Genomic DNA, 20,486 nt, shown 5'->3' with positions numbered 1-20,486 from the left:
GGGTTACTCCGGGATGGGCATGTGACCGACAATGTTCAGGCCATAGCCTTCGATCGCCACGACATTGGGTTGCGAATTGCTGAGCAGGATCATGTCCTCGATCCCGAGGTCGGCAAGGATCTGAGAGCCGATGCCGACATTTCGCTGCGCGTCGTTCTCGCTGTAGCTCGCGTTCGCGGCCGGTCGACCGGTGATCAGCACGATCACGCCCGATCCATGCTCGCCCACGGCCTGCATCGCACGCTGCAATGTGCGCTTGCGCGGGCCGGGCTTGCCCAGCACGTCGTCGAAGATCGAGATCGGGTGGACGCGGGCGAGGGTGGGCTCGCCTTCCACGACGTGGCCCTTCTGCAAGACGTAGCTTTCGCTGCCATCCACCGTGTTGCGATAGGTCAGCAGGCGCCAGTCGCCACCATAATCGGATTCGAAGGCATCCTCGCCCACACGTTCGACAAGATGATCGTGACGCATGCGATATTCGATGAGGTCGCGGATCGTGCCGATTTTCATGTCGTGCTTGCGTGCAAACCCGATCAGGTCGTCGAGCCGCGCCATCGTGCCATCCTCGTTCATGATCTCGCAGATCACGCCCGATGGATTGAGCCCGGCAAGGCGCGAGATGTCTACCGCTGCTTCGGTATGGCCGGCACGTACCAGCACACCGCCATCACGCGCTGCAAGCGGGAAGACATGGCCCGGCGAAACAATATCGTCGGGGCCTTTGGCCGAGTCGATGGCCACCGTCACCGGGCGCGCACGGTCGGCTGCGCTGATGCCGGTAGTCACGCCTTCCTTCGCCTCAATCGAGGTGGTGAAGGCGGTCTGCATGCTTTCGCGATTGTCGCGGCTCATCGGCTGGAGGCCGAGCGCCTCGACCCGCTTCCTATCGAGCGACAGGCAGATCAGCCCACGCCCATGCGTGGCCATGAAGTTGCTCGCGCTAGGCGTCGCCATCTGCGCGGGAATGATGAGATCGCCCTCGTTTTCGCGGTCCTCGTCGTCGACCAGGATGTACATGCGCCCGTTGCGCGCTTCGTCGATGATCTCTTCCGCACCGACAATCACCGGGGTCTCGTCATTGGCTTCGAGGAAGGCATCGAGTTTGGCGAGGGTGTCGGCGGTGGGGTTCCAGCCTTCCTCGCCGCAATCCCGCAGCGTGTTGGCGTGGAGCCCGGCTGCGCGCGCCAGGCCTGCCCGGGTCATGAGGCCTTGGGAAACAAGCGTTCGGACTTTTTCGATCGTGTGCATGCAGACCCAGTATCACATCGTAATGTGATTGCAAGGTGTAGGCATCACATCGCAATATTGCGAGTGTGCGCGCACGTCAGCTTAGCAGTCGTGTATCCGGGCTGGGGGCATCGCTTAGGGGAGGGGGAGTGGTGGACGCACTAGGGCTCGAACCTAGGACCCGCTGATTAAGAGTCAGCTGCTCTACCAACTGAGCTATGCGTCCACACTGGCCTGCATCTGGGAGAGGCCACGCCTGCGATTCGTGAAGCGATTCGCCAGCGGGAGGCGTGCACATAGGGCTTTGCGCGAAAGGTGCAAGCCCCTGCGTATCGGGATCGGTATTCAGGTGGAGAGCAAGCCGCCGCCGCGCCCCTGCGTGTTCCAGCGGTAGATCATCATCAGCGCGCCCAGGCACAGCATATTGGTCATCATGGAAGATCCGCCATGGCTCATGAAAGGCAGGGGAATACCCACCACCGGCGCCATGCCCATGACCATCAGCAGGTTGATCGCGATGTAGAAAAACATCGTCGCGACCATCCCTGCGGCAAGCAGCCTGTCGAACCGTGTCTGGGCGTTGCGCGCAACCGAAAGGCCCCAGCGCAGGATCAGGCCGAAGGCAATCAGCACGAACAATCCGCCCAGGAAGCCCCATTCTTCGGCCATCGTGGCGAAGACGAAGTCGGTATGCGGTTCGGGCAGGTATTGCAGGTGGCTTTGCGACCCCTCGTTAAAACCCTTGCCCGAAAATCCGCCCGATCCGATCGCAATCTTGGACTGCGTGATGTGATACCCGCTCCCCAGCGGATCGCTTTCCGGGTCGAGGAAGGTGGTGACGCGCCGCTGCTGGTAGGGCTTGAGGGCGAAGCTGTAGGCCAGCGGAACCGCGACCGCGGCCGCTGCGCCCGCACTCAGGAACCAGCTCATCGGCAGGCCGGCAAGGAACATCACCACCGCACCCGAGAACAGGATGGCGAGTGCAGTCCCGAGATCGGGCTGGGCGAGCACGAGGATGACCGGCAGCGAGATGATGACCACGGCGGGCAGCAATGCGCGCCATGAAGAGAACATCCCCGTGGGGAGTGTGTCGTAAAATCGTGCGAGGGCCAGCGCCACCGCAGGTTTCATCAGTTCCGAAGGCTGGATGCGGATCGGGCCGACTTCCAGCCAGCGTTGACTGCCACCACCCAGCGTGCCGGCAGCCTCCACCGCGACGAGCAACAGCAAGATCGCGACATAGGACGGGTAGGCCGCGAACTTGGCAAATTCGCGCGGAAGGGTCGAAATGACGAGCGCCACGACCATGAAGATCGCAAAGCGGATAAGGTGGGACGAGGCGAACGGAGAGAAGCTGCCGCCGGCGGCGGAATAGAGCACGGCCGCGCCGAAGAACGTCAGCAGGATCAACGGCACAAGCATCGCCCAAGGCTGGCGTGCTATGGGTTCCGGGATGATGATCGTGTTCATTGGGCGTCTCCCAGCGATGACGTTTCGCTGGCGGCGGATGCAGGCGCCGGGGCAGCGGCAGGCTCAGCCGGTGTCGTGGCCGGAGCGGCCTCGGTCTGTGCGGGCTGGGGTGCCGGAGCGGACTGGATCGGGGCATCGTTTTCCCGCCGCCGCGAGGGGCGCGGGTTCTCGCGTGCAAATGCTTCGGTGCGGCGTGCCTGCGAACGGGCCTCGGCATCGACCCTTGCCTGGATATCGCGATCGGCAGGCGGGCTGGCCGGAATGCTCTCGCCAGCAGCGCGGGCATATTCGGCGTAGCGACGCTGCAAGCGTTCCTGTGCCGTGCCGCCCCAATCCTGTTCCAGCGCGCGAAGGGCGTCGAGCCCCTTTTGCGGGTCGAACATGAATGTCATCACATCGCGCGCGATAGGGTAAGCCGCGCCCGAGCCGCCGCCGTGCTCGATCACCACGGCGCCTGCGTAGCGCGGGTTGTCGAACGGCGCGAAGAACACGAACAGGCCGTGGTCGCGATACTTCCAGGGGCCGCTCTTGCCGTCCGACTTGCTCAACGAAACGACCTGCGCGGTACCCGTTTTCCCTGCCATCAGGACATCGTCGATAGGCAGGCGCGCACGCCCCGCCGTGCCCGGGCCGTTGACGACATCGCTCATCGCCTGGCGGATATATGCGATCTGCTCCCGGTTGAAATCGAGCGATCCGAACTGCTTGCGCTCGGTGGTCTTGAGCAGCGATGGCTGCACCATCCGCCCCGTTGCAAGGCGCGTCGCCATGACCGCCAGCTGCAGCGGGCTGGTAAGGTAGTATCCCTGACCGATCGAGGCATTGACCGTGTCGTAAGGCTGCCACTGCTGCCCGTATTTCTTCAGCTTCCACGCGGGATCGGGCACGGTGCCGTAAAACTGGCTCGCCACTGGCAGGTCGAACTCCTGCCCGAGGCCGAACTGGCGGGCATAGGCGGCGACCTTGTCGAACCCGATTTTCTGGGCGAAGTGGTAATAGTAGCTGTCGCAAGACTGGTAGACGGCCTTGGCCATGTCGACCCGGCCATGGTTGCTCCAGCAATTGAAGAAGCGATTGCCGATCCGCCGGCCGCCACCGCAGATGATCGACTCGTCCGGGTCGACACCTTCGTGCAGGAACGCCATCGAGTGCATCGGCTTAACAGTCGAACCCGGCGGGTAGAGCCCTTTCAGCACCTTGTTGCGCAGTGGCACCCGCTCATTCTCGCTCAGCATCGCGTATTCGACGCTGCCGATCCCGTCGGAGAAGGAATTGGGGTCGAAGCTGGGCATTGAGGCCATGCACAGCAGATCGCCGGTGAGGCAATCCATCACCACCACCGATCCGCTTTCGAGGCCAAGGCGGCGCGCTGCGTAATCCTGCAGCGGGCCATCGATCGCGAGCTGGATCGGATTGCCCTGTACGTCGGGCCGGGTGCTCAGATCGCGCACGATCCGCCCCGATGCGGTGACTTCCACACGCCGCGCGCCGGGCTTGCCGCGCAGGGTCTGCTCAAACTGCTTTTCGATCCCGTCCTTGCCGATCTTGTAGCCCGGCGTGATAAGTAACGGATTGCGGTCTGCCTCGAACTCTTCACGGCTCGCGGCGCCGACATAACCGATCAGGTGACCGACCGAAGGACCGGTGGGGTAATAGCGCGAGAAACCGCGCTGCGGAACGACGCCAGGCAATTCGGGCAGGCGGATGCTGACGGCCGCGAAATCGTCGTAGTCGAGCCCGCTGGCGACCTCGATCGGTGCGTAGCCGGCAGAATCGTCGATCTTCTTGCGAAGGTCGCGCATCTTCGCATCGTCGAGCTTGAGCAGGGTCGCAAGCGTTTGCAGCTCCCTGTCGCTGTCCTGCAGGCGCTCGGGGATGATATCGACGCGAAAATCCGCTTCGTTGGAGGCGAGGGGGGCACCATTGCGATCTAGGATCCAGCCCCTGCGCGGCGGGATCAGCGTAAGATTGACCCGGTTGCTCTCGCTTTCAACCGCGTACTTGTCGTTCTCCGCAATGGCCAGATAGCCCATCCGCCCGGCCAGCAGCATCCCGACCGACAGACCGCCCACGCCCAGCGCGAAGCTGCGCCGGTCGAAGCTGTCCGACAGCACGCTTTCGTTGAGGATCCTTTTCGTCAGGCCGATGGGCATCAGGCGACAGTCCGGAAACGCATCAGGCGCATCTTGTCGAGGCGCGAGACGATGAAGGCGATGAACGGGTAGGCGATGATCGAAAACAGCAATTGGGGCACGATACCGGCGAACAGGGGCAGGGTGAGGCGACTGCCCGAAACCAGCGTGGTGGAGAGAATGTAGACTACCGCGATGGCCGCGGCGATCAGCCAGTCCTGTGCAAAACCGCGCCAGGGAAAGCGGATGTCGATGATCTCGATTGCCAGCATCGTCGCAGAGAACAGCAGGATAGCGGAACCGAATGGCTGGCCACTGAACAGATCATCCCAGATGCCGAAAATCAGGCCCGACCAGATCGGCAGGACGCCGGGCCGCAGCAATCGCCATGCCAGCAGGAAGAGGAACCCTATCGGGGGCAGCAGCGGGCCCGCGACCGCGATGGGCATGCTCTGGAAGAAGGACGCAAGCAGAATCGTCGCCCACGGGATGAACACCAGCAGGAACGGGGAATGATCGCGGTTGATCTGGCGCCCGAAGCTGTCGCGCCGGGTCGAATAGGCGCGGCGCTGGTTCATTCGTCGTCAGGCTCGGCGGGAGCGGGGGCGGGGGTGGCGGGCTCGGCAGCGGAGCCGCCGGACACCGTCTCGTTGGAGCCGATGGCTTCCTCGATCGGAGTTTCCGCGCCGCGCAGCGCCTCCGGCTGCCAGACCGGCTCCACTGCAACGAAATCGGTCGCCGCAGGGTTGCTGATGATGCGGGCAACCGCGCCATCATCCGTCAGCCGGGTCACGATAGCGACTGCGATTCCGGGCCGGTAGAGACCGCCTGCACCACTGGTCACGAACACGTCGCCCCGCTTGAGCGGATTGATGCCCAGGTTGATGAGGCGGATGTTGATCAGCCCATCACCGCGCCCTTCGGCAAAGGCGACCGTATTGTCGCCCGCACGGCGGACCGGCAGTACGCTCTCGCTATCGGTGATGAGCAGCACGCGAGAGGAATGGCGCGCCGATTCCAGCACCCGGCCTACGATGCCACGTTCGCTCCGCACCGGCATACCCGGTCGCACGCCGTCCGAACGCCCGGCACCCAGATAGGCAAAGCGGCGCGTGCTCGAACTGCTGGAGCCGACGAGCCGCGCCACCGCGACAGGCTTTACGCCCAGTTCCTGCAGGCCCAGCAGCGCTTTTAGCCGCCGGTTTTCCTCTTCGATGGAGCGCGCTTCGGCGAGCCGGATCCGCGCAATCTCGACCTGCTTCTTGAGCTCGGCATTCTGCTGTCCGGCTTCGAGATAGCCCTGCACCGATTCGAAGAAGCCACGGCCTGTGCTGCGCGTGCCTGCCGAAACCTGGGCGGCGGGGGAGGTTGCGTCGCTGAAAAGTCCGCGCAGCCCGCTGAAGGCGGCCGGCTGGAGGAGCGAGACGACCAGCAGCACGATGCCCAGCAGCATTGCCAGCACAATCACGACATATCCCGTGAAGGCACTGTACTGGGCCTTCCTGGAATGCCCCGATATTCGCTGCTTGGACCCCGACAGGGCCATATTTCCTCCGTCCGGTCTGGCCCGGTTGCCCTTGGCTTAGGCCGTCATCAACACGCCGCGGAACACCGGGTCTTCCATTGCCCGGCCGGTGCCGACCGCGACGCATGAAAGCGGGTCTTCCGCAATGCTGACCGGCAGCCCCGTTTCCTCGCGCAGGTGATCGTCCAGCCCGGTGATCAATGCCCCGCCACCGGTCAAGACAATGCCCTGATCCACAATGTCGGCAGCGAGTTCGGGCGCGGTATTTTCCAAAGCGATCCGCACGCCTTCGACGATGGCACCAATAGGCTCGCTCAGCGCTTCGGCGATATGCGACTGATTGATGGTGATCTCTTTCGGAACACCATTTACGAGATCCCTACCCTTGATGGTGATCGTTTCGCCAACGCCATCGGCCGGGGCCACGGCCACGCCGTAATCCTTCTTGATGCGCTCTGCGGTGGATTCACCGATCAGCAGGTTGTGGTGTCGGCGGACGTAGGAAACGATCGCTTCGTCCATCTTGTCGCCGCCGGTGCGGACCGAGGTGGTGTAGGCTAGGCCGCGCAGCGAGAGCACGGCGACTTCGGTCGTACCGCCGCCGATATCGACGACCATCGAACCGACCGGCTCGGTCACCGGCATGTCGGCACCGATTGCGGCGGCCATAGGCTCCAGGATCAGGTACACCGCACTCGCGCCCGCATTGCTGGCGGCATCGCGGATCGCGCGCCGTTCGACCGAGGTGGAGCCCGAAGGGACGCAGATCGTGATTTCGGGGTAGCGGAACAGGCTCTTCTTGCCGTGCACCTTGCGGATGAAGTGCTTGATCATTTCTTCCGCGATTTCGATGTCCGCAATCACCCCGTCGCGCAGCGGGCGGATCGCCTCGATGGAATCGGGCGTCTTGCCCATCATCATCTTCGCATCGTCGCCCACGGCCTTGACGCGCTTGATCCCGTTCAGCGTCTCGATTGCGACCACGGAAGGCTCGTTGAGGATGATTCCCTGATCGGGCACGTAAACCAGCGTGTTCGCGGTGCCCAGATCGATCGCCATGTTCTGCGTGCCGAACTTCAGAAGATTCGAGAAGAAACCCATAGGTCTATGTATTCCGTGCCGAATGATGATCGGCTTTGTCAGGGGTTAAAGGGGCGGACCGGTTGTGCCGATCTTGGAAAGACCGGCATCTAGCGCCCCCTAGCGAAAAACGCGATGCCTTTAAGCAGAAAATGGGCGTAAGTGCGCGGGGCCCGTCGAATTTTTCCACCGTCCCGACTACAAGCGGGCAAATGCCTACCATCAGACGACTGCCAGAAGCGCTGATCAACCGTATCGCCGCAGGTGAGGTGATCGAGCGTCCGGCTGCCGCGCTCAAGGAATTGATGGAAAACGCGATAGACGCGGGGGCAACCCGGATCGCGGTGTCGCTTGAGGAAGGCGGGATCGGCGCCATCGAAGTTGTCGACGATGGCTGCGGTATGGATGCAGCATCGATGGCACTCGCACTCGAACGTCATGCCACGTCCAAGCTGCCCGAAGACCTCGTGGGCGATGGGCACGCGCTGGAGCATGTCGCGACGCTCGGTTTCAGGGGCGAAGCGCTGCCGAGCATTGCCAGCGTAGCGCGGTTCACTCTCGAGAGTAGGCCACACGATGCAGAGAGCGGTTGGCGCCGGGTGGTCGATCATGGCCGCGTGCTGGAGGATAAGCCCACTGCCGTGCCCGCAGGCACGCGCGCGCGGATCGAGGATTTCTTCCGCGAAGTGCCTGCGCGGCGTAAATTCCTGCGCACGCCGCGCAGCGAATATGCCGCCTGCCAGGATATCGTCCGCCGCCTCGCGATGGCACGGCCCGAGATCGGCTTCACCTTCGCCAACAACGGCCGCCGCATCTTCCAGCTCCAGCGGGGCGAGAGCCTGCCCGAACGTGTCGTGCAGCTGGTCGCACGCGAGCTGAAAGACAATTCGGTCGCCATCGACCTTGCGCGGGGCGAGATGACCCTCGGCGGGATTGCGGGACTGCCGACCTATAATCGCGGCGTGGCCGATCATCAGTACCTGTTCGTCAACGGGCGCCCGGTGAAGGACCGCCTGCTGGTCGGCGCAGTGCGCGGTGCCTATGCAGAAATGCTCGCGCGGGATCGGCATGCCGTGCTCGCGCTGTTCCTCGACCTGCCGCCCGAGGATGTCGACGTGAACGTCCATCCGGCGAAGAGCGAGGTGCGCTTTCGCGATCCGCAGGGTGTGCGCGGGATGATCGTGGGTGGATTGCGTGCTGCACTGGCCACGGGTGACAAGCGAAGCGCGCAGGCACCCGATGCAAGGGCGATGGCGAAGTGGCAGGCTGAGCCTGTCGCGGAGCCTGCGCCCGCCTCAGGTTCCATCTTCGATCGGTTCGCGGGGCAGAGCGGCGCACCCTCCGTTCTCAATGAACCGCGTATGGACTGGGGCAGCCCGTCGCCCGACGCACTTCCGTCGGGCCGCGCGGTCGAGGCGGATGAGCCGGCCGAGAACACGCCCGACTATCCGCTAGGCATTGCGCGCGGGCAGATCGCCAACACCTATATCGTCGCCGAAGCGGCAGACGGACTGGTACTGGTCGACCAGCACGCCGCGCACGAACGGCTGACGCTGGAGCGGCTGCGCTCCGCGAATGCCAGCGGTTCCGTCGCGCGCAGTCAGGCCCTACTCATGCCCGAGGTGGTCGAACTCTCCGAAGCCGAGTGCGACCGGATCGAAAGCATCTTGGAAGATCTCGACAAGCTGGGGCTCGCGGTCGAACGCTTCGGGCCTGCAGCCATGCTGGTGCGCAGCCTGCCGCATGCACTGCCCAAGGCCGACCCGCACGCCCTGCTGCGCGATATTGCCGACGATCTGGCGACCAATGGTGTCGACGCAGGGGGCGGTGGCTCGCTGCTGCTCACCGAGAAGATCGAATACGTGCTGGCAACAATGGCGTGTCACGGTTCGGTCAGGGCAGGGCGCACCCTGCGGGTCGAGGAAATGAACGCGCTGCTGCGCGAGATGGAGCGCACTCCGCGATCGGGCCAGTGCAACCACGGTCGGCCGACCTGGGTGAAGCTGTCGATGGATGAGGTCGAAAAACTGTTCGGGAGACACTGATGCGTTTGGGTATTGCGATTTTGGCTGCCGCTTCGGTTCTGGCGAGTGCCTGTAACAACGAGACTGCGGAAAGTTCGGCTGCGCAGGAAAAGGCCGATGCAGAGGATGTTGCCGCGGTAGAGACAGCCAATATGCCGCCACCCGCGGAAGTCGACTTGCAGCCGATCGGATACGACGACATCATGCAGAACCCCCAGATGGAGGGGACAGGCTGCTCTTTCTTTGCATCCGACGAAGATCCTATCGCGATCCTCGGCAGCGATATCGGTTTCGTGAAGGCCGACGGAGACGTCCAGCGCATGTCCCCCGACGCCGGTAGTGCAGAGGGGCCGGCGGGCACGCGGGCAACCTATGACGGGCGAGAATTCTCGCTTCGTCTCGCGGTCAACGAAGCCGAGAAGGAAGACGGTGAGGGCGAGGGCTATTTCACGGCCCCCGCATCACTCGTAGTGGTCGACGGATACGACCGCGAATTGACGAGCAGCGAGGGCCGCGTCGGCTGCGGCGGTTAACCGCCTACCCGGCCTCTACCTGTGAAGGGTCGCGTACCTGGATGATGCCCTTGGCAATCATCTTCAGCACAGGCTCGCCATGCTGGTTGAAAGTGGTCTGCCGCGTCCGGGTGAAGCCCATGTGCGGTTTCGACTTGCTCTGCCGCTTCTCGATCAGTTCGGCTTCCACGCGTAGCGTGTCGCCCGGATAGACCGGCTTCACCCAGCTCAGTTCGTCGATCCCCGGCGATCCGAGCGATGCGCTCTTCTCGCCCGTGAAATGCTCCACCATCATGCGCATGGTCATGGCACAAGTATGCCATCCGCTGGCGGATAAGCGCCCGAAATAGGTTTTCGCCGCTGCTTCATCGTCGAGGTGGAAGGGTTGCGGATCGTACTTGCTTGCGAATTCGATCACTTCTTCGCGGGTGACCTTGTAATTCCCGAAAGACGCCTTGGTCCCGACTTCCAGATCCTCGTAATATTTCATGAATGCAAACTCTCTCTGATCAGAGCGCAGCGCGTAGCAGCATCCAGATTCCCATGGCAATCATCGCGAGGTTCTCGGTCAGCGAAACGAAGCCCAGCGGCACGTTGCTACCCCCGCCGACACAGGCGCATTTGATCTCGCGCTTCTGCACATAGACCGCGTAGAACACGCTGACCGCGCCAACTGTGCCGATGAACAGGGCAATCGGGATCGAGAGCCAAGGAAACAGTCGCCCCGCCATCAGCACCGCGGCCAGTGCTTCGAGGTAGGGGTAGGCATAGGCGTAGGGAACGAAGCGCCGCCCGAGCAGGTCGTACCCGACGAACATGGTCGAAAACTGCTCGACATCCTGCAGTTTCAGCATGGCCAGCATCGCCATCGAAAAGGCGACGAACCACTCCACGGTGCGTATCGTGAGCCCGTCCAGCAGGCCGATGCTCAACGATACTGCCAGCGCAGCAGCCACGGCGAACACCGCCAGAACTGGCCGGTAACTGGTCGCGTCGGGGTCCTTGACGGACTTGCCAAACTTTTCACGCAGGGCATCGTACCCGCCGATGCGCTCGCCATCGATGAAGGTCTGCGGCGTGGTTTCGACGCTGTGTTCGGCCTTGAACGCATCGGTCTGTTCACGCGTTGTGAGGTGGTGGTCCTCGACTTCGAACCCCTCGCTCTCGAGCAGCGATTTCGACTTGATGCCATAGGGACAGACGTGCGTGTCCATCACCATACGGTAGAGCTTAGCGGTTTTGGCCATTGTCAGAACGTGAGGAGCGCGGCGGCATTCTTCAAGTTGCGCGGAATTTCGGGACTTTTCCTTCCGCACCCAGATCGGGGATGATCCGGTAGCGCGCCAGAACCAGACTGAAGAGGCCGAACAGCAGCAGGCCGATCGCCACCAGAGTGAACCAGATGCCATCGTCCGCCAGGCTGGCGACCGCATCGCCGATGGTCTTGACCTGGTCGCTGCCGCCGCCGAACCAACCCGCGTTCAGCAGGCTCACTCCGATCACACCGAACACGACTGCCCGCGCAAGATAGCCCGCACCGCCCAGCCACCGTGTTGGATCGGGTGCCGCCGAGCTGATCCGGTTCATGAATTCACCCGTTATGCCTTTTTTCGCCTGCGCTGCGGCAGCGGCAAAGAAGGCAAGGCCGAGCAGGCCGAGCAGCAGCCCGCCGAATTCTACGCCGAGGACGCCGGATGCCGCTTCCTGCGCACCGCCGCCCGACGAACCGCTATCGGTCGCAAACTTGAACGCGGACCCTGACAAGGCGATGTGACCGATTGCGCTGCCGGCATGGCCGATCCGCTTGCCCCAGCCTTTCGCGTCCGAACCTTCGTTCTCGATATCGAACAACGGCGAGCAGAAGCGAAACAGGGCATAGCCGAACAGGCCCAGCACCATAGTCCACAGGATCGCGGTGCCGGCCGGAAAATCCTCGATTGCCTGGAATACGCCTGCCGTTCCCTCGGCAACCCTCGATGCGCTGGTCAGCGCGACCAGGCCGGTGACGGTGTAAAGAATTGCGCGGCTGAAATAGCCGACGCGCACGAGCCAGCTGAACTTTTCCGACTTGTCGACCATGTCTTCGCGCCCGTGTCTTGATTGGTATTTGCAACCAAACGGAGCAGGGCGCTGATGGTGCCGAAGTGATTAGACGTTAAACTTGAACATCATGACGTCGCCATCCTGTACGAGGTATTCCTTGCCCTCCTGCCGCAGCTTGCCCGCATCCTTTGCGCCGCTTTCTCCACCCAGCGCGATGTAATCGTCATAGGCGATGGTTTCGGCACGGATGAAGCCGCGTTCGAAATCGGTGTGGATTTCGCCCGCCGCCTGCGGAGCCTTGGCGCCTGCGGGGAAGGTCCACGCGCGCGCTTCCTTGGGGCCGCAGGTAAAGAACGTCTGCAGGCCCAGCAGCTTGTATCCGGCGCGGATGATCTTCGCGAGGCCGCTTTCGGTGAGGCCGAGTTCGCCCAAGTATTCGGCGCGGTCTTCGGCCTCCATCTCGACCAGTTCGGCCTCGATTGCGGCAGAGACGACGACGCTCTGCGCACCTTCGGCTTCGGCCTTCTGCGCTACCAGTTCTGACAGGGCATTACCCTGGGCCGCGTCTTCCTCGGCCACGTTGCACACATAAAGTACGGGCTTGGCGGGCAGCAGCGGCGCCTGTTCGAACAGGCGGGCTTCTTCGTCATCGCCGGGCTCGACCAGACGGGCGGGCTTCCCGTCCTTGAGGAATTCGAGCGCCTGCCCGAGTACGCTCGCCAGCGCCTTGGCTTCCTTGTCGCCCCCGGTGGCGCGGCGCTTCGCGTTCTCGACCCGCTTCTCGACGCTTTCGAGGTCGGCCAGCATCAACTCTGTCTCGACCACTTCGGCGTCGGCAATTGGATCGACCTTGTTGGAGACGTGCTGGATATCGTCATCCTCGAAGCAGCGCAGCACGTGGACGATCGCGTCCACCTCGCGAATATTGGCGAGGAACTGGTTGCCCAGGCCTTCGCCCTTGCTCGCACCTTTCACCAGCCCCGCGATATCCACGAAGGCGAGCTGTGTGTGGATGACCTTCGCGCTGCCCGCGATCTCCGCCAGCTTGTCGAGCCGCTCGTCCGGTACCGCGACTTGGCCGACATTGGGCTCGATGGTGCAAAACGGATAATTCGCGGCCTGCGCGGCCTGCGTCTGTGTAAGTGCATTGAACAGCGTCGACTTGCCGACATTGGGCAGGCCGACGATACCGCATTTGAAACCCATGATTGTCCTTCAGGTCAGGCTGGGCGCGTCAGCTCTCCATGCTCGGGAGCTTCGGATCGTCCTCGCATGCCTTCAACGGCTTCGAGCGAACCGAGATGACGCGCGTGATGGTCATCGTGTCGGCGTCGCTGGTAACCGCCATGCACGCGCATTCATAGCCGTAATATCCATTCACCGGCACCTGTTCGCGCGTGCCAGTCCACGGGGCGTCGTCAAACCCAGGCGCCTGGTAGCCACCCTGTTCGCCAATGGTCCACTCGCCATCGGCGTCGATCAGCCACCAGTTGGCGGGTGTCGGGTTCATGAGCCACCCGCAGCGCGTTTCGGCAAGGGCCGGGGTTGTGGCAAGGGCGGCAAGCGCCAGCGCCAGAAGTTGTTGCTTACCCGACATTGTGCACCGCCTTTATCAGCGGCCCGTAGCCTGAATTGCCAAGCCAGTTCAGCTGGGTCTCGGCGGTGACGGCGTTGATTGCGGTCTGCGGCACATTTCCTCCGCTCACCGCGCTTCGCAAGGGGCGCGTGCCCGCAGGCATGGCGATGATCCGGGCAATCGCGGCCGGGATGTCGAGCGGATTGGCAGTGCGGCCCGACCCGTCTTCTTCGCCCATCGAAGCGACCACGCGCGGATAGCCAGTTGTATGAATCTCCGCGGCCCGATCCTTCAACGCTTTGGTATAGATATTGCGGTTGACCCAGACTTGCGTCGGATAGCCACCGGGTTCAATGATCGACACCTCGATCCCGTGCGGCACAAGTTCGTAGGCCAGCTGTTCGGACATTGCCTCCAGCGCGAACTTGGTCGCCGAATAATGCCCTGCATAAGGCACGATCACTCGGCCTAGCTGGCTCGAGATGGGTACGACCAATCCGCTACCCTGCTTGCGCATTCCGGGCAGTACGGCGCGAGCCATGCGGTGTGCCCCGAGCACGTTGGTACCGAAGATAAGGTCGGTCGCCTCCATGTCCTGCACCTCGACCGGGCCGGAGATGCCGATCCCTGCATTATTGACCAGCACATCGATCGGGCCGCCGTTGATCCGCTCTGCCTCGGCCACGCCTTTCGTAACCTGCTCATCAGACAGCACGTCGATTTCGATCACATGAATGTCGAGATCGTCGTCGCTCGCCAGTTGGCGCAGCTCATCCGCCTCCGGGCGGGGCAGGTTGCGCATGGTCGCGAAGACCTTCGCACCCAGACGTGCGTAATGCTCTGCCCCCAGCCTGCCAAAACCCGACGAGCAGCCGGTGATGAGAATGCTCTTGCCCGACAGGTCAGGCTTGCTGACGACCGCATCGCCCTGCGCCCGGGTTGTCGTGGCAGCGAGCACTCCGGTGACGGCAGCGCCTGCCATCAGGCTGCGGCGGGTGAGGGTAGGCATGGTTCTCTCTCTCCTTCGAAAAGGGAGACTACCCGTCCTGCATCCTCAGCGCCACGTCGTTCATAAAGCGAACGTCGTCGCCTTCTGCCAGCCACTGTGATTCCGCCGCCATTGCGCCGAGCATCTGCACGAGATCGTCCATCTCCGCTTTGGCGTAGTTGCCGAGCACATGGCCGCTGACACGGTCTTTGTGACCGGGATGGCCGATGCCGATCCGCACGCGGCGGAAGTCCGGCCCGCCGAGATTGGCAAGGTGCTGGTTGATGGAGCGTAACCCATTATGCCCGGCGAGCCCGCCGCCGACGCGCACCTTCACCTTGAACGGGGCAAGGTCCAGCTCATCGTGGAAGACCGTGAGCGCCTGCGCATCGAGCTTGTAGAACCGCAGCGCCTCGGCAACGGAACGTCCGCTTTCGTTCATGAACGTGCCCGGCTTCAGCAGCAGGACTTTCTCTCGCCCGATCCGGCCTTCCTGCACCCAGCCCTGGAACTTCTTCTGCACGGGGCCGAAATGGTGCATCTCCGCGATGACGTCGCACGCCATGAAGCCGACATTGTGCCGGTGAAGCGCGTAGCGCGGTCCAGGATTGCCGAGGCCGGTCCAGATTTGCATGGCGCCGAACTAGTGCGTGATCCCGCAAATGCCAAACCCGCAAGTGCACGCATGGTACTCGGCGCTTTACCACTGCGTAGAACTACGTCATGCAATCCCGATGCAGGCCATCCGCACAGTATGGAACGCCAAGCCTTTCTTCTGGCTGCTGCTGACGATCCCGGCAATCGCGCCGCTGATAGGCTATTTCGGTGGATCGCTCAGCGCGCACGATGTGGTCTACCCTTTGGGCGAGTGGGGCGCGCGCTGGCTGATCCTTGCGTTGATCGTAGGGCCTCTGGCGACGATCTTCCGCAGACTGGGCTGGGCCAAATGGCTGGTCCAGCGCCGCCGCGCACTGGGTGTGATGGCCTTCGTCTACGGCCTCGTCCACCTGGTCTTCTATGCGATCGACAAGGGCACGCTGGATACAATTCTGGCCGAGTTGCCCGAGATCGGCATCTGGACCGGATGGGTTGCCGTGCTGCTAATGCTGCCACTTGCGCTCACCAGCAATGATACTTCGGTGCGCGTGATGAGGGCGGCATGGAAGAAGCTGCACCTGCTCGCGTATCCCGCCTTCGTATTCGTGATGGCCCATTGGGCGCTTATCGGCGATTTTGGCGCGCTCGTATGGGCGGTGCCGGTCATCGCCCTACAGGCCTGGGGCTTCCTGATCCGCAAGCGATAGAATCGAAAACGCCGGACCTCCCGTGGGAAGCCCGGCGTTCCGGTTACCCTGATAATCAGGCTTATTCGCCGTCGACGACCTGGTCGTCTTCGCCTTCCACGGTTTCGGCCTTCTGCTCGATAACCTCGGTTTCAGGCGTCTCGTCGGATTCTTCGCTCTCGCTCTTCTTCAGAGCCGACGGAGCGACGAAGGTAGCAATCGTGAAGTCGCGATCGGTGATCGCCGAGGCGCTGCCTTCGGGCAGGTCGACTTCGCTGATGTGGATCGAATCGCCCACTTCCTTGCCCTTGACGGAAATGGTGATTTCCGACGGGATCTTGTCCGCCTCGCAAACCAGTTCCAGCTCGTGGCGAACGATGTTGAGCACGCCGCCCTTCTTGAGGCCGGGCGATTCTTCTTCGTCGACGAACACGACGGGGACGCTCACATCCACCTTCGCGCCCTTGGCAAGGCGCAGGAAGTCCACGTGCTCGGGACGGTCGGTTACCGGGTGCAGCGCCACGTCCTTGGGCAGGGTGCGCACCTTCTTGCCGCCGACTTCGATCTCGATGATCGAGTTCATGAAGTGGCCGGTATCCAGCTGGCGGACCAGCAGGCGTTCCTCGATGTGGATCGGGGTGGGTTCTTCCTTGCCGCCGTAAATCACGGCGGGGACACGGCCTTCGCGACGCAGTGCCCGGGAGGCTCCCTTGCCAGCCCGGTCGCGCGTCTCGGCCGGCAGGGTCAGAGCGTCGCTCATCGTATGCTACCTTTCGAAATGCGGGTATAGTTTGTCTTCGGTCCGCCACGCCTCCAGGGATGCACATGGCGCCGAAGCGCGCCGCTGTTAGGGGCAAGCGTCAGGGAAAGCAAGGGCAAAACGGCTCAATCGAGCCGACGGACGGTGTATCCCTTCGCCCGGAGGAGGGCGACCAGCCCGTCTTCCCCCACCATGTGCGCCGCGCCGACCGCGATCAGCGGCTGAGGTTCGCCGGCCAGCAGCTTTTCGATAGGCGCTACCCAACTGGCGTTCCGGCGCGCGAGCAAGGCATCGCGGATCTCTGCATTCTCCAGCATGCCATCATGGGTCAGGCGCTCCAGCCCGTCGGCATCGCCCGCCAGATAGAGTGTGACGGGCCGCATGCGGTAGGCAGGATCGGCCTGCGATTCATCGACGATCGCGGCCAGCATCGTGCGCTGCGCCTCTTCGGAAAGACTGTCGAATGCCAGGAATTGCGCGCGCGCCCCTTCGAGTTCCACGATCTGGCGCCGACCGAAATCCTCGATCAGCGCACGGTCGACGCCGTTCTTGATATCGGTATCGGTTCGGACGGTCTGGGCCAGGATCAGCGCGGCTCCCCAACTCTCGATCCGCGAGAAATCCTCCAGACGGTAGCTCGATTGCTCGACCAGCTCGGTCAGCCGCTCTCGCTGGGCGAGCGGCACGCGCGTGGTGAGCGGAGGCTGGCCTGCGGAGAATGCGAGCGGCAGGAACGCGCTGGCCATCGCGCGTCCATCGCCCAGGTCGGCAACCTCTACCGCAAGGATGTCTGCATCGGCGATAACCCGGTCGACGCTCCAGCTGCGCCACTCCGCATTGTCCGGCAAGGCATGGATGGTGCCGAGCAGCCAGCCCTCGACCTTGCCGGCATCGGGGCCATCGGCCCGCGCGATTTCCCACAGCAGCGGATTGGTGGTGTCCGAAGACCCGTCCTCGTGATCCTCCGGCTGGCCGCAGGCAACGGTCAGGCATGCGAGGAAAGCGAGGAGTAGAGTTCTTATCATCGGGAGAAGCTTACTGGATGCGGGTTATTTGTATACCGCGCTCGGCCAGCTTTTCCTGCAGGTTTTCCTTGCCTGCCAGATGGCCCGCGCCGACCGCCATGAAGATCGTGCCGGGCTGGTCGAGCCGCTCGTCGATCCACACCGCCCAGTTGGCATTGCGCGTATAGAGCAGGCGGTTGGCGAGCACGGGGTCGCTTTCGAGCGCTTCATTCAACAGATCGCCCAGGCCCTCGACATCGCCGACCGCCCATTCGTCGACCAGCTCAACTAGGATCGGGCCGATATTGTCCACCTCCTCGGCCGTCTGCACCAGGTACTCGACCTGTGCGTCCTGTGGCAGGCCGTCGAAGATCGACAGCTGGAACTGGATGGTTTCGAGGCTGTCGCGGCCCTTGGTGTCACCGATTATGCTTTCCAGCACGTTTTCGGTGCCGTTCTCTTCCTTGAAGCCTGCGTTCTGGTAGGCGATCTGCGAGATCGTCAGCGCTGCGTACCATGGTTCCAACTGGTCCAGCGCGTTGACCGGCAGGTTGAGCTTGGTAAGCGCGCCTTCGTAGGTCTCGCGCTCGTTCTCATCCATCAGGCTGCGCACAGTGATACCCTGCGGCAGTATCGCCGTCGCCTGGACGATAGAGGGCATCTGCGCCATGGCCGCAGGCGTCATATCGATTTCGGTGACCAGCGTATCGCTTGCATCGAGCGCGCTCTTTACCGTTCCGCTGTACCAGTCGATGTCGTCGGGCAAGGTGTGAACCGTACCGAAGATATAGATCGTGGTGTCCTTGTCGCCGACCATCCACAATGCCGGCACATTCATCCCGACTTCGCTGGCAGGCACCTGCGTGCTCGCCACGGGAGTGGGCTTCGATTGATATTGCGCGCAACCCGCTGCACCGAAAGCGAGCGAAAGGGTGGCACATGCGCCGGCCAGAAGGGAAATTTTGCGAGAGGGCATGGGGCTTCTCCTTGGAAGGGATTGAATGGGTCGTAATTTGTGCGGGGTCTTGGGCTGGGTCAGCGCAGGCCCAGTTTGCGCAGGCCGTAACTTGCGCCTGTGATCAGCATCATCGCCACTATGATGGCAAACGCGCTCGGTTCGCCGCTATATTCGAGCTGTGCGAGAAAGTACCACACAGCGAAAACGATGAGGCCGCCGTACAGGCCGGTGAGATGGGCCCACAGGTTGTCCATAAGGTCCAGTTCGTCGATGCGCCGGAAATAGTCGCGGGTGAAGTAAGCAAAGCCCACCGCCACCACTGCGACGGCAATCAGCGCAGCCCACCGGGGCAAGAAGTCGTTTTCCGCAAGACTGGTCATCGTTCCGCTCACCAGACCGGCCAGGATTGCGCCCACCATCGCTATTCCGAGGTAGCGCCAGAAGCGCTTCCGGCGTGATTTCAGGCGTTCTTCGCCCGATGTCTCCACAGATTCACTCGTCATGGAAAATCTCCTCAACGGGCATGTCGAACAGGCGCCCGATCTTGAAGGCGAGGCCCAGCGAGGGGTCGTGCTTACCGGTTTCGATAGCGTTGATCGCCTGCCGGCTAACGTCGAGCCTCCCGGCCAGCTCAGCCTGGCTCCAGTCTCGCTCGGCGCGCAAAACCTTGAGGCGGTTCTTCACCCGACCGCCTGCACGAGCTTGGCGGCAATATTTCCCGCGCCATACCCGGCAAGGAAAAGGAACAGCAGCGCGCCAAGCATGACGAGGTAGGTTTTCGGCTTCTTGAGTTCGATATTCATAGTGCGATCTCTTTGGTGTGTCAGGTTATGCTGACTTTATGTCGCGATTCGTTGCTCATGTCAACACAACCTGACAAACAGACCTGCATGCCTGACATTGGTGCATCGCGGTACAGTCGGCGTTGACGCTGTCGCGCGGCTTCGCCATGGCGCTTGGCCTGATGAACCGCGATCCGAAAACATCTTTCCAGGACATGATCCTCGCGCTGCACGACTTCTGGGCGGGGCAGGGCTGCGTGATCCTGCAACCCTACGACATGCGGATGGGGGCTGGCACATTCCACACGGCGACCACCTTGCGCGCGCTGGGGCCCGAGCCGTGGAACGCCGCCTTCGTGCAGCCATGCCGCCGCCCGACCGATGGCCGCTATGGCGAGAACCCGAACCGGTTGCAGCACTATTACCAGTACCAGGTCATCCTGAAGCCGAGCCCGCCGGACATCCAGGATCTTTATCTGGAAAGCCTGCGCGTGATCGGGATCGATCCCCTGAAGCACGATATCCGCTTCGTTGAGGATGACTGGGAAAGCCCGACGCTCGGCGCATGGGGACTGGGCTGGGAAGTCTGGTGCGACGGGATGGAGGTGACCCAGTTCACCTATTTCCAGCAGATGGGCGGGTTCGACTGCAAGCCGGTCGCGGGCGAGCTGACCTACGGGCTGGAACGCCTCGCGATGTATATCCAGGGCGTCGACAATGTGTACGACCTGAATTTCAATGGGCAGGGTGTGAGCTACGGCGAAGTCTTCCTCGAAAACGAAAAGCAGATGTCGAAATGGAACTTCGAGGTCGCCGAAACCGACGCGTTGTTCGACCTGTTCGCCAAGGCCGAGAAGGAGTGCGAGAACGCGCTCGCAAATGATGTCCCCATCGCCGCCTACGAGCAGGCGGTGGAGGCCAGCCATATCTTCAACCTGCTGCAGGCGCGCGGCGTGATCAGCGTGCAGGAACGCGCTTCGTATATGGGCCGCGTGCGCGACCTCGCGCGCGGGTCCTGCGAGAAATACGCGCAACTGATGGCGCCCAAGTGGGCCGAAAAATATCCGGAGTGGTCCCTGTGAACGAACGTTCACCCGACAAGAACGCGAGTGAGTTCCTCCT

At 62.7% G+C, this 20,486-nt stretch carries 23 protein-coding genes and 1 tRNA gene; 4 read left to right on the top strand and 20 right to left on the bottom strand.

The genetic code is table 11. The annotated features are described in order from the left end of the window. Positions 1-3: 3 nt before the first annotated feature. The 7 genes from ribB to ACEQXE_RS00770 form a co-directional block, all read right to left on the bottom strand. Positions 4-1,203 (bottom strand): 3,4-dihydroxy-2-butanone-4-phosphate synthase, encoded by a 1,200-nt coding sequence (gene ribB, locus ACEQXE_RS00800; RefSeq protein ID WP_370176986.1) that lies wholly within the window; start codon positions 1,201-1,203, stop codon positions 4-6. A 174-nt stretch (positions 1,204-1,377) separates the two neighbouring features. Next, a tRNA-Lys gene (locus ACEQXE_RS00795) sits at positions 1,378-1,453 on the bottom strand. A gap of 119 nt (positions 1,454-1,572) precedes the next feature. Further along, positions 1,573-2,697: a rod shape-determining protein RodA gene (rodA, locus tag ACEQXE_RS00790; RefSeq protein ID WP_370176985.1), complete on the bottom strand. Its 1,125-nt coding sequence runs from the start codon at positions 2,695-2,697 to the stop codon at positions 1,573-1,575. Next, complete coding sequence (gene mrdA / locus ACEQXE_RS00785; RefSeq protein ID WP_370176984.1) at positions 2,694-4,850, bottom strand: penicillin-binding protein 2; 2,157 nt, start codon at positions 4,848-4,850, stop codon at positions 2,694-2,696. Before mrdA ends, rodA begins: the two co-directional genes overlap by 4 nt. Further along, entirely contained in the window at positions 4,850-5,407 is a 558-nt protein-coding gene (gene mreD, locus ACEQXE_RS00780; protein WP_370176983.1) for a rod shape-determining protein MreD, read from the bottom strand. Before mreD ends, mrdA begins: the two co-directional genes overlap by 1 nt. Beyond that, the gene (gene mreC, locus ACEQXE_RS00775; protein ID WP_370177009.1) at positions 5,404-6,369 is read right to left on the bottom strand and encodes a rod shape-determining protein MreC; all 966 of its coding nucleotides are present in this window, start codon (positions 6,367-6,369) and stop codon (positions 5,404-5,406) included. The genes mreD and mreC overlap by 4 nt, the downstream gene beginning before the upstream one ends. 42 nt (positions 6,370-6,411) lie before the next feature. Continuing rightward, positions 6,412-7,455: a rod shape-determining protein gene (locus tag ACEQXE_RS00770; RefSeq protein ID WP_010413645.1), complete on the bottom strand. Its 1,044-nt coding sequence runs from the start codon at positions 7,453-7,455 to the stop codon at positions 6,412-6,414. Between the two features lie 191 nt (positions 7,456-7,646). Between ACEQXE_RS00770 and mutL the strand changes: the two genes are divergently transcribed. Together mutL and ACEQXE_RS00760 are read left to right on the top strand one after the other, a co-directional pair. Then, positions 7,647-9,479 carry a DNA mismatch repair endonuclease MutL gene (mutL, locus tag ACEQXE_RS00765; protein WP_370176982.1) on the top strand — a complete coding sequence of 611 codons (1,833 nt, stop codon included), beginning with the start codon at positions 7,647-7,649 and terminating at the stop codon, positions 9,477-9,479. After that, positions 9,479-9,991, top strand: coding sequence for a hypothetical protein (locus ACEQXE_RS00760; RefSeq protein WP_370176981.1), 513 nt, complete (start codon positions 9,479-9,481; stop codon positions 9,989-9,991). The genes mutL and ACEQXE_RS00760 overlap by 1 nt, the downstream gene beginning before the upstream one ends. A gap of 4 nt (positions 9,992-9,995) precedes the next feature. Here ACEQXE_RS00760 and ACEQXE_RS00755 read toward each other — a convergent pair whose 3' ends face one another. From ACEQXE_RS00755 to pth, 7 genes are all read right to left on the bottom strand, one after another. Beyond that, on the bottom strand, positions 9,996-10,460 hold the full coding sequence (locus ACEQXE_RS00755) for a MaoC family dehydratase (RefSeq protein ID WP_370176980.1): 465 nt from the start codon (positions 10,458-10,460) through the stop codon (positions 9,996-9,998). Positions 10,461-10,479: 19 nt separating this feature from the next. Further along, positions 10,480-11,217: a MauE/DoxX family redox-associated membrane protein gene (locus tag ACEQXE_RS00750; protein WP_370176979.1), complete on the bottom strand. Its 738-nt coding sequence runs from the start codon at positions 11,215-11,217 to the stop codon at positions 10,480-10,482. 31 nt (positions 11,218-11,248) lie between these two features. After that, positions 11,249-12,049 carry a DUF1206 domain-containing protein gene (locus ACEQXE_RS00745; RefSeq protein ID WP_370176978.1) on the bottom strand — a complete coding sequence of 267 codons (801 nt, stop codon included), beginning with the start codon at positions 12,047-12,049 and terminating at the stop codon, positions 11,249-11,251. A gap of 69 nt (positions 12,050-12,118) precedes the next feature. Then, on the bottom strand, positions 12,119-13,219 hold the full coding sequence (gene ychF, locus ACEQXE_RS00740; RefSeq protein WP_370176977.1) for a redox-regulated ATPase YchF: 1,101 nt from the start codon (positions 13,217-13,219) through the stop codon (positions 12,119-12,121). A gap of 28 nt (positions 13,220-13,247) precedes the next feature. Then, complete coding sequence (locus ACEQXE_RS00735; protein WP_370176976.1) at positions 13,248-13,610, bottom strand: DUF4087 domain-containing protein; 363 nt, start codon at positions 13,608-13,610, stop codon at positions 13,248-13,250. Continuing rightward, positions 13,600-14,598, bottom strand: coding sequence for an SDR family oxidoreductase (locus ACEQXE_RS00730; RefSeq protein WP_370176975.1), 999 nt, complete (start codon positions 14,596-14,598; stop codon positions 13,600-13,602). The genes ACEQXE_RS00735 and ACEQXE_RS00730 overlap by 11 nt, the downstream gene beginning before the upstream one ends. Positions 14,599-14,626: 28 nt before the next feature. Continuing rightward, positions 14,627-15,211 (bottom strand): aminoacyl-tRNA hydrolase, encoded by a 585-nt coding sequence (gene pth, locus ACEQXE_RS00725; RefSeq protein WP_370176974.1) that lies wholly within the window; start codon positions 15,209-15,211, stop codon positions 14,627-14,629. A 100-nt stretch (positions 15,212-15,311) separates the two neighbouring features. On the opposite strand from pth, the gene ACEQXE_RS00720 reads away from it, so the two are divergent. Beyond that, entirely contained in the window at positions 15,312-15,881 is a 570-nt protein-coding gene (locus tag ACEQXE_RS00720; protein WP_370176973.1) for a ferric reductase-like transmembrane domain-containing protein, read from the top strand. Positions 15,882-15,942: 61 nt separating this feature from the next. Here ACEQXE_RS00720 and ACEQXE_RS00715 read toward each other — a convergent pair whose 3' ends face one another. The 6 genes from ACEQXE_RS00715 to ACEQXE_RS00690 form a co-directional block, all read right to left on the bottom strand. Next, positions 15,943-16,620: a 50S ribosomal protein L25/general stress protein Ctc gene (locus ACEQXE_RS00715; RefSeq protein WP_370176972.1), complete on the bottom strand. Its 678-nt coding sequence runs from the start codon at positions 16,618-16,620 to the stop codon at positions 15,943-15,945. Between the two features lie 125 nt (positions 16,621-16,745). Next, positions 16,746-17,645, bottom strand: coding sequence for a TraB/GumN family protein (locus ACEQXE_RS00710; RefSeq protein ID WP_370176971.1), 900 nt, complete (start codon positions 17,643-17,645; stop codon positions 16,746-16,748). 10 nt (positions 17,646-17,655) lie between these two features. Further along, a complete protein-coding gene (locus tag ACEQXE_RS00705) occupies positions 17,656-18,498 on the bottom strand; it encodes a TraB/GumN family protein (RefSeq protein WP_370176970.1) in 843 nt (280 codons plus the stop codon). A 161-nt stretch (positions 18,499-18,659) separates the two neighbouring features. Continuing rightward, positions 18,660-19,085, bottom strand: coding sequence for a hypothetical protein (locus tag ACEQXE_RS00700; RefSeq protein WP_370176969.1), 426 nt, complete (start codon positions 19,083-19,085; stop codon positions 18,660-18,662). Next, a complete protein-coding gene (locus ACEQXE_RS00695) occupies positions 19,075-19,266 on the bottom strand; it encodes a helix-turn-helix transcriptional regulator (protein ID WP_370176968.1) in 192 nt (63 codons plus the stop codon). The genes ACEQXE_RS00700 and ACEQXE_RS00695 overlap by 11 nt, the downstream gene beginning before the upstream one ends. Beyond that, a complete protein-coding gene (locus ACEQXE_RS00690; protein WP_370176967.1) occupies positions 19,263-19,385 on the bottom strand; it encodes a hypothetical protein in 123 nt (40 codons plus the stop codon). Before ACEQXE_RS00690 ends, ACEQXE_RS00695 begins: the two co-directional genes overlap by 4 nt. Positions 19,386-19,546: 161 nt before the next feature. Here ACEQXE_RS00690 and ACEQXE_RS00685 point away from each other — a divergent pair, with 161 nt between their 5' ends. Beyond that, the gene (locus ACEQXE_RS00685; protein ID WP_370177008.1) at positions 19,547-20,446 is read left to right on the top strand and encodes a glycine--tRNA ligase subunit alpha; all 900 of its coding nucleotides are present in this window, start codon (positions 19,547-19,549) and stop codon (positions 20,444-20,446) included. The last annotated feature ends 40 nt before the right edge of the window (positions 20,447-20,486 follow it).

Source organism: Alteriqipengyuania sp. (assembly GCF_964222115.1).
GTDB lineage: Bacteria > Pseudomonadota > Alphaproteobacteria > Sphingomonadales > Sphingomonadaceae > Alteriqipengyuania.
Note: the sequence above shows the minus strand (reverse complement) of the source record. Positions and strands in the feature narration are given on the sequence as shown.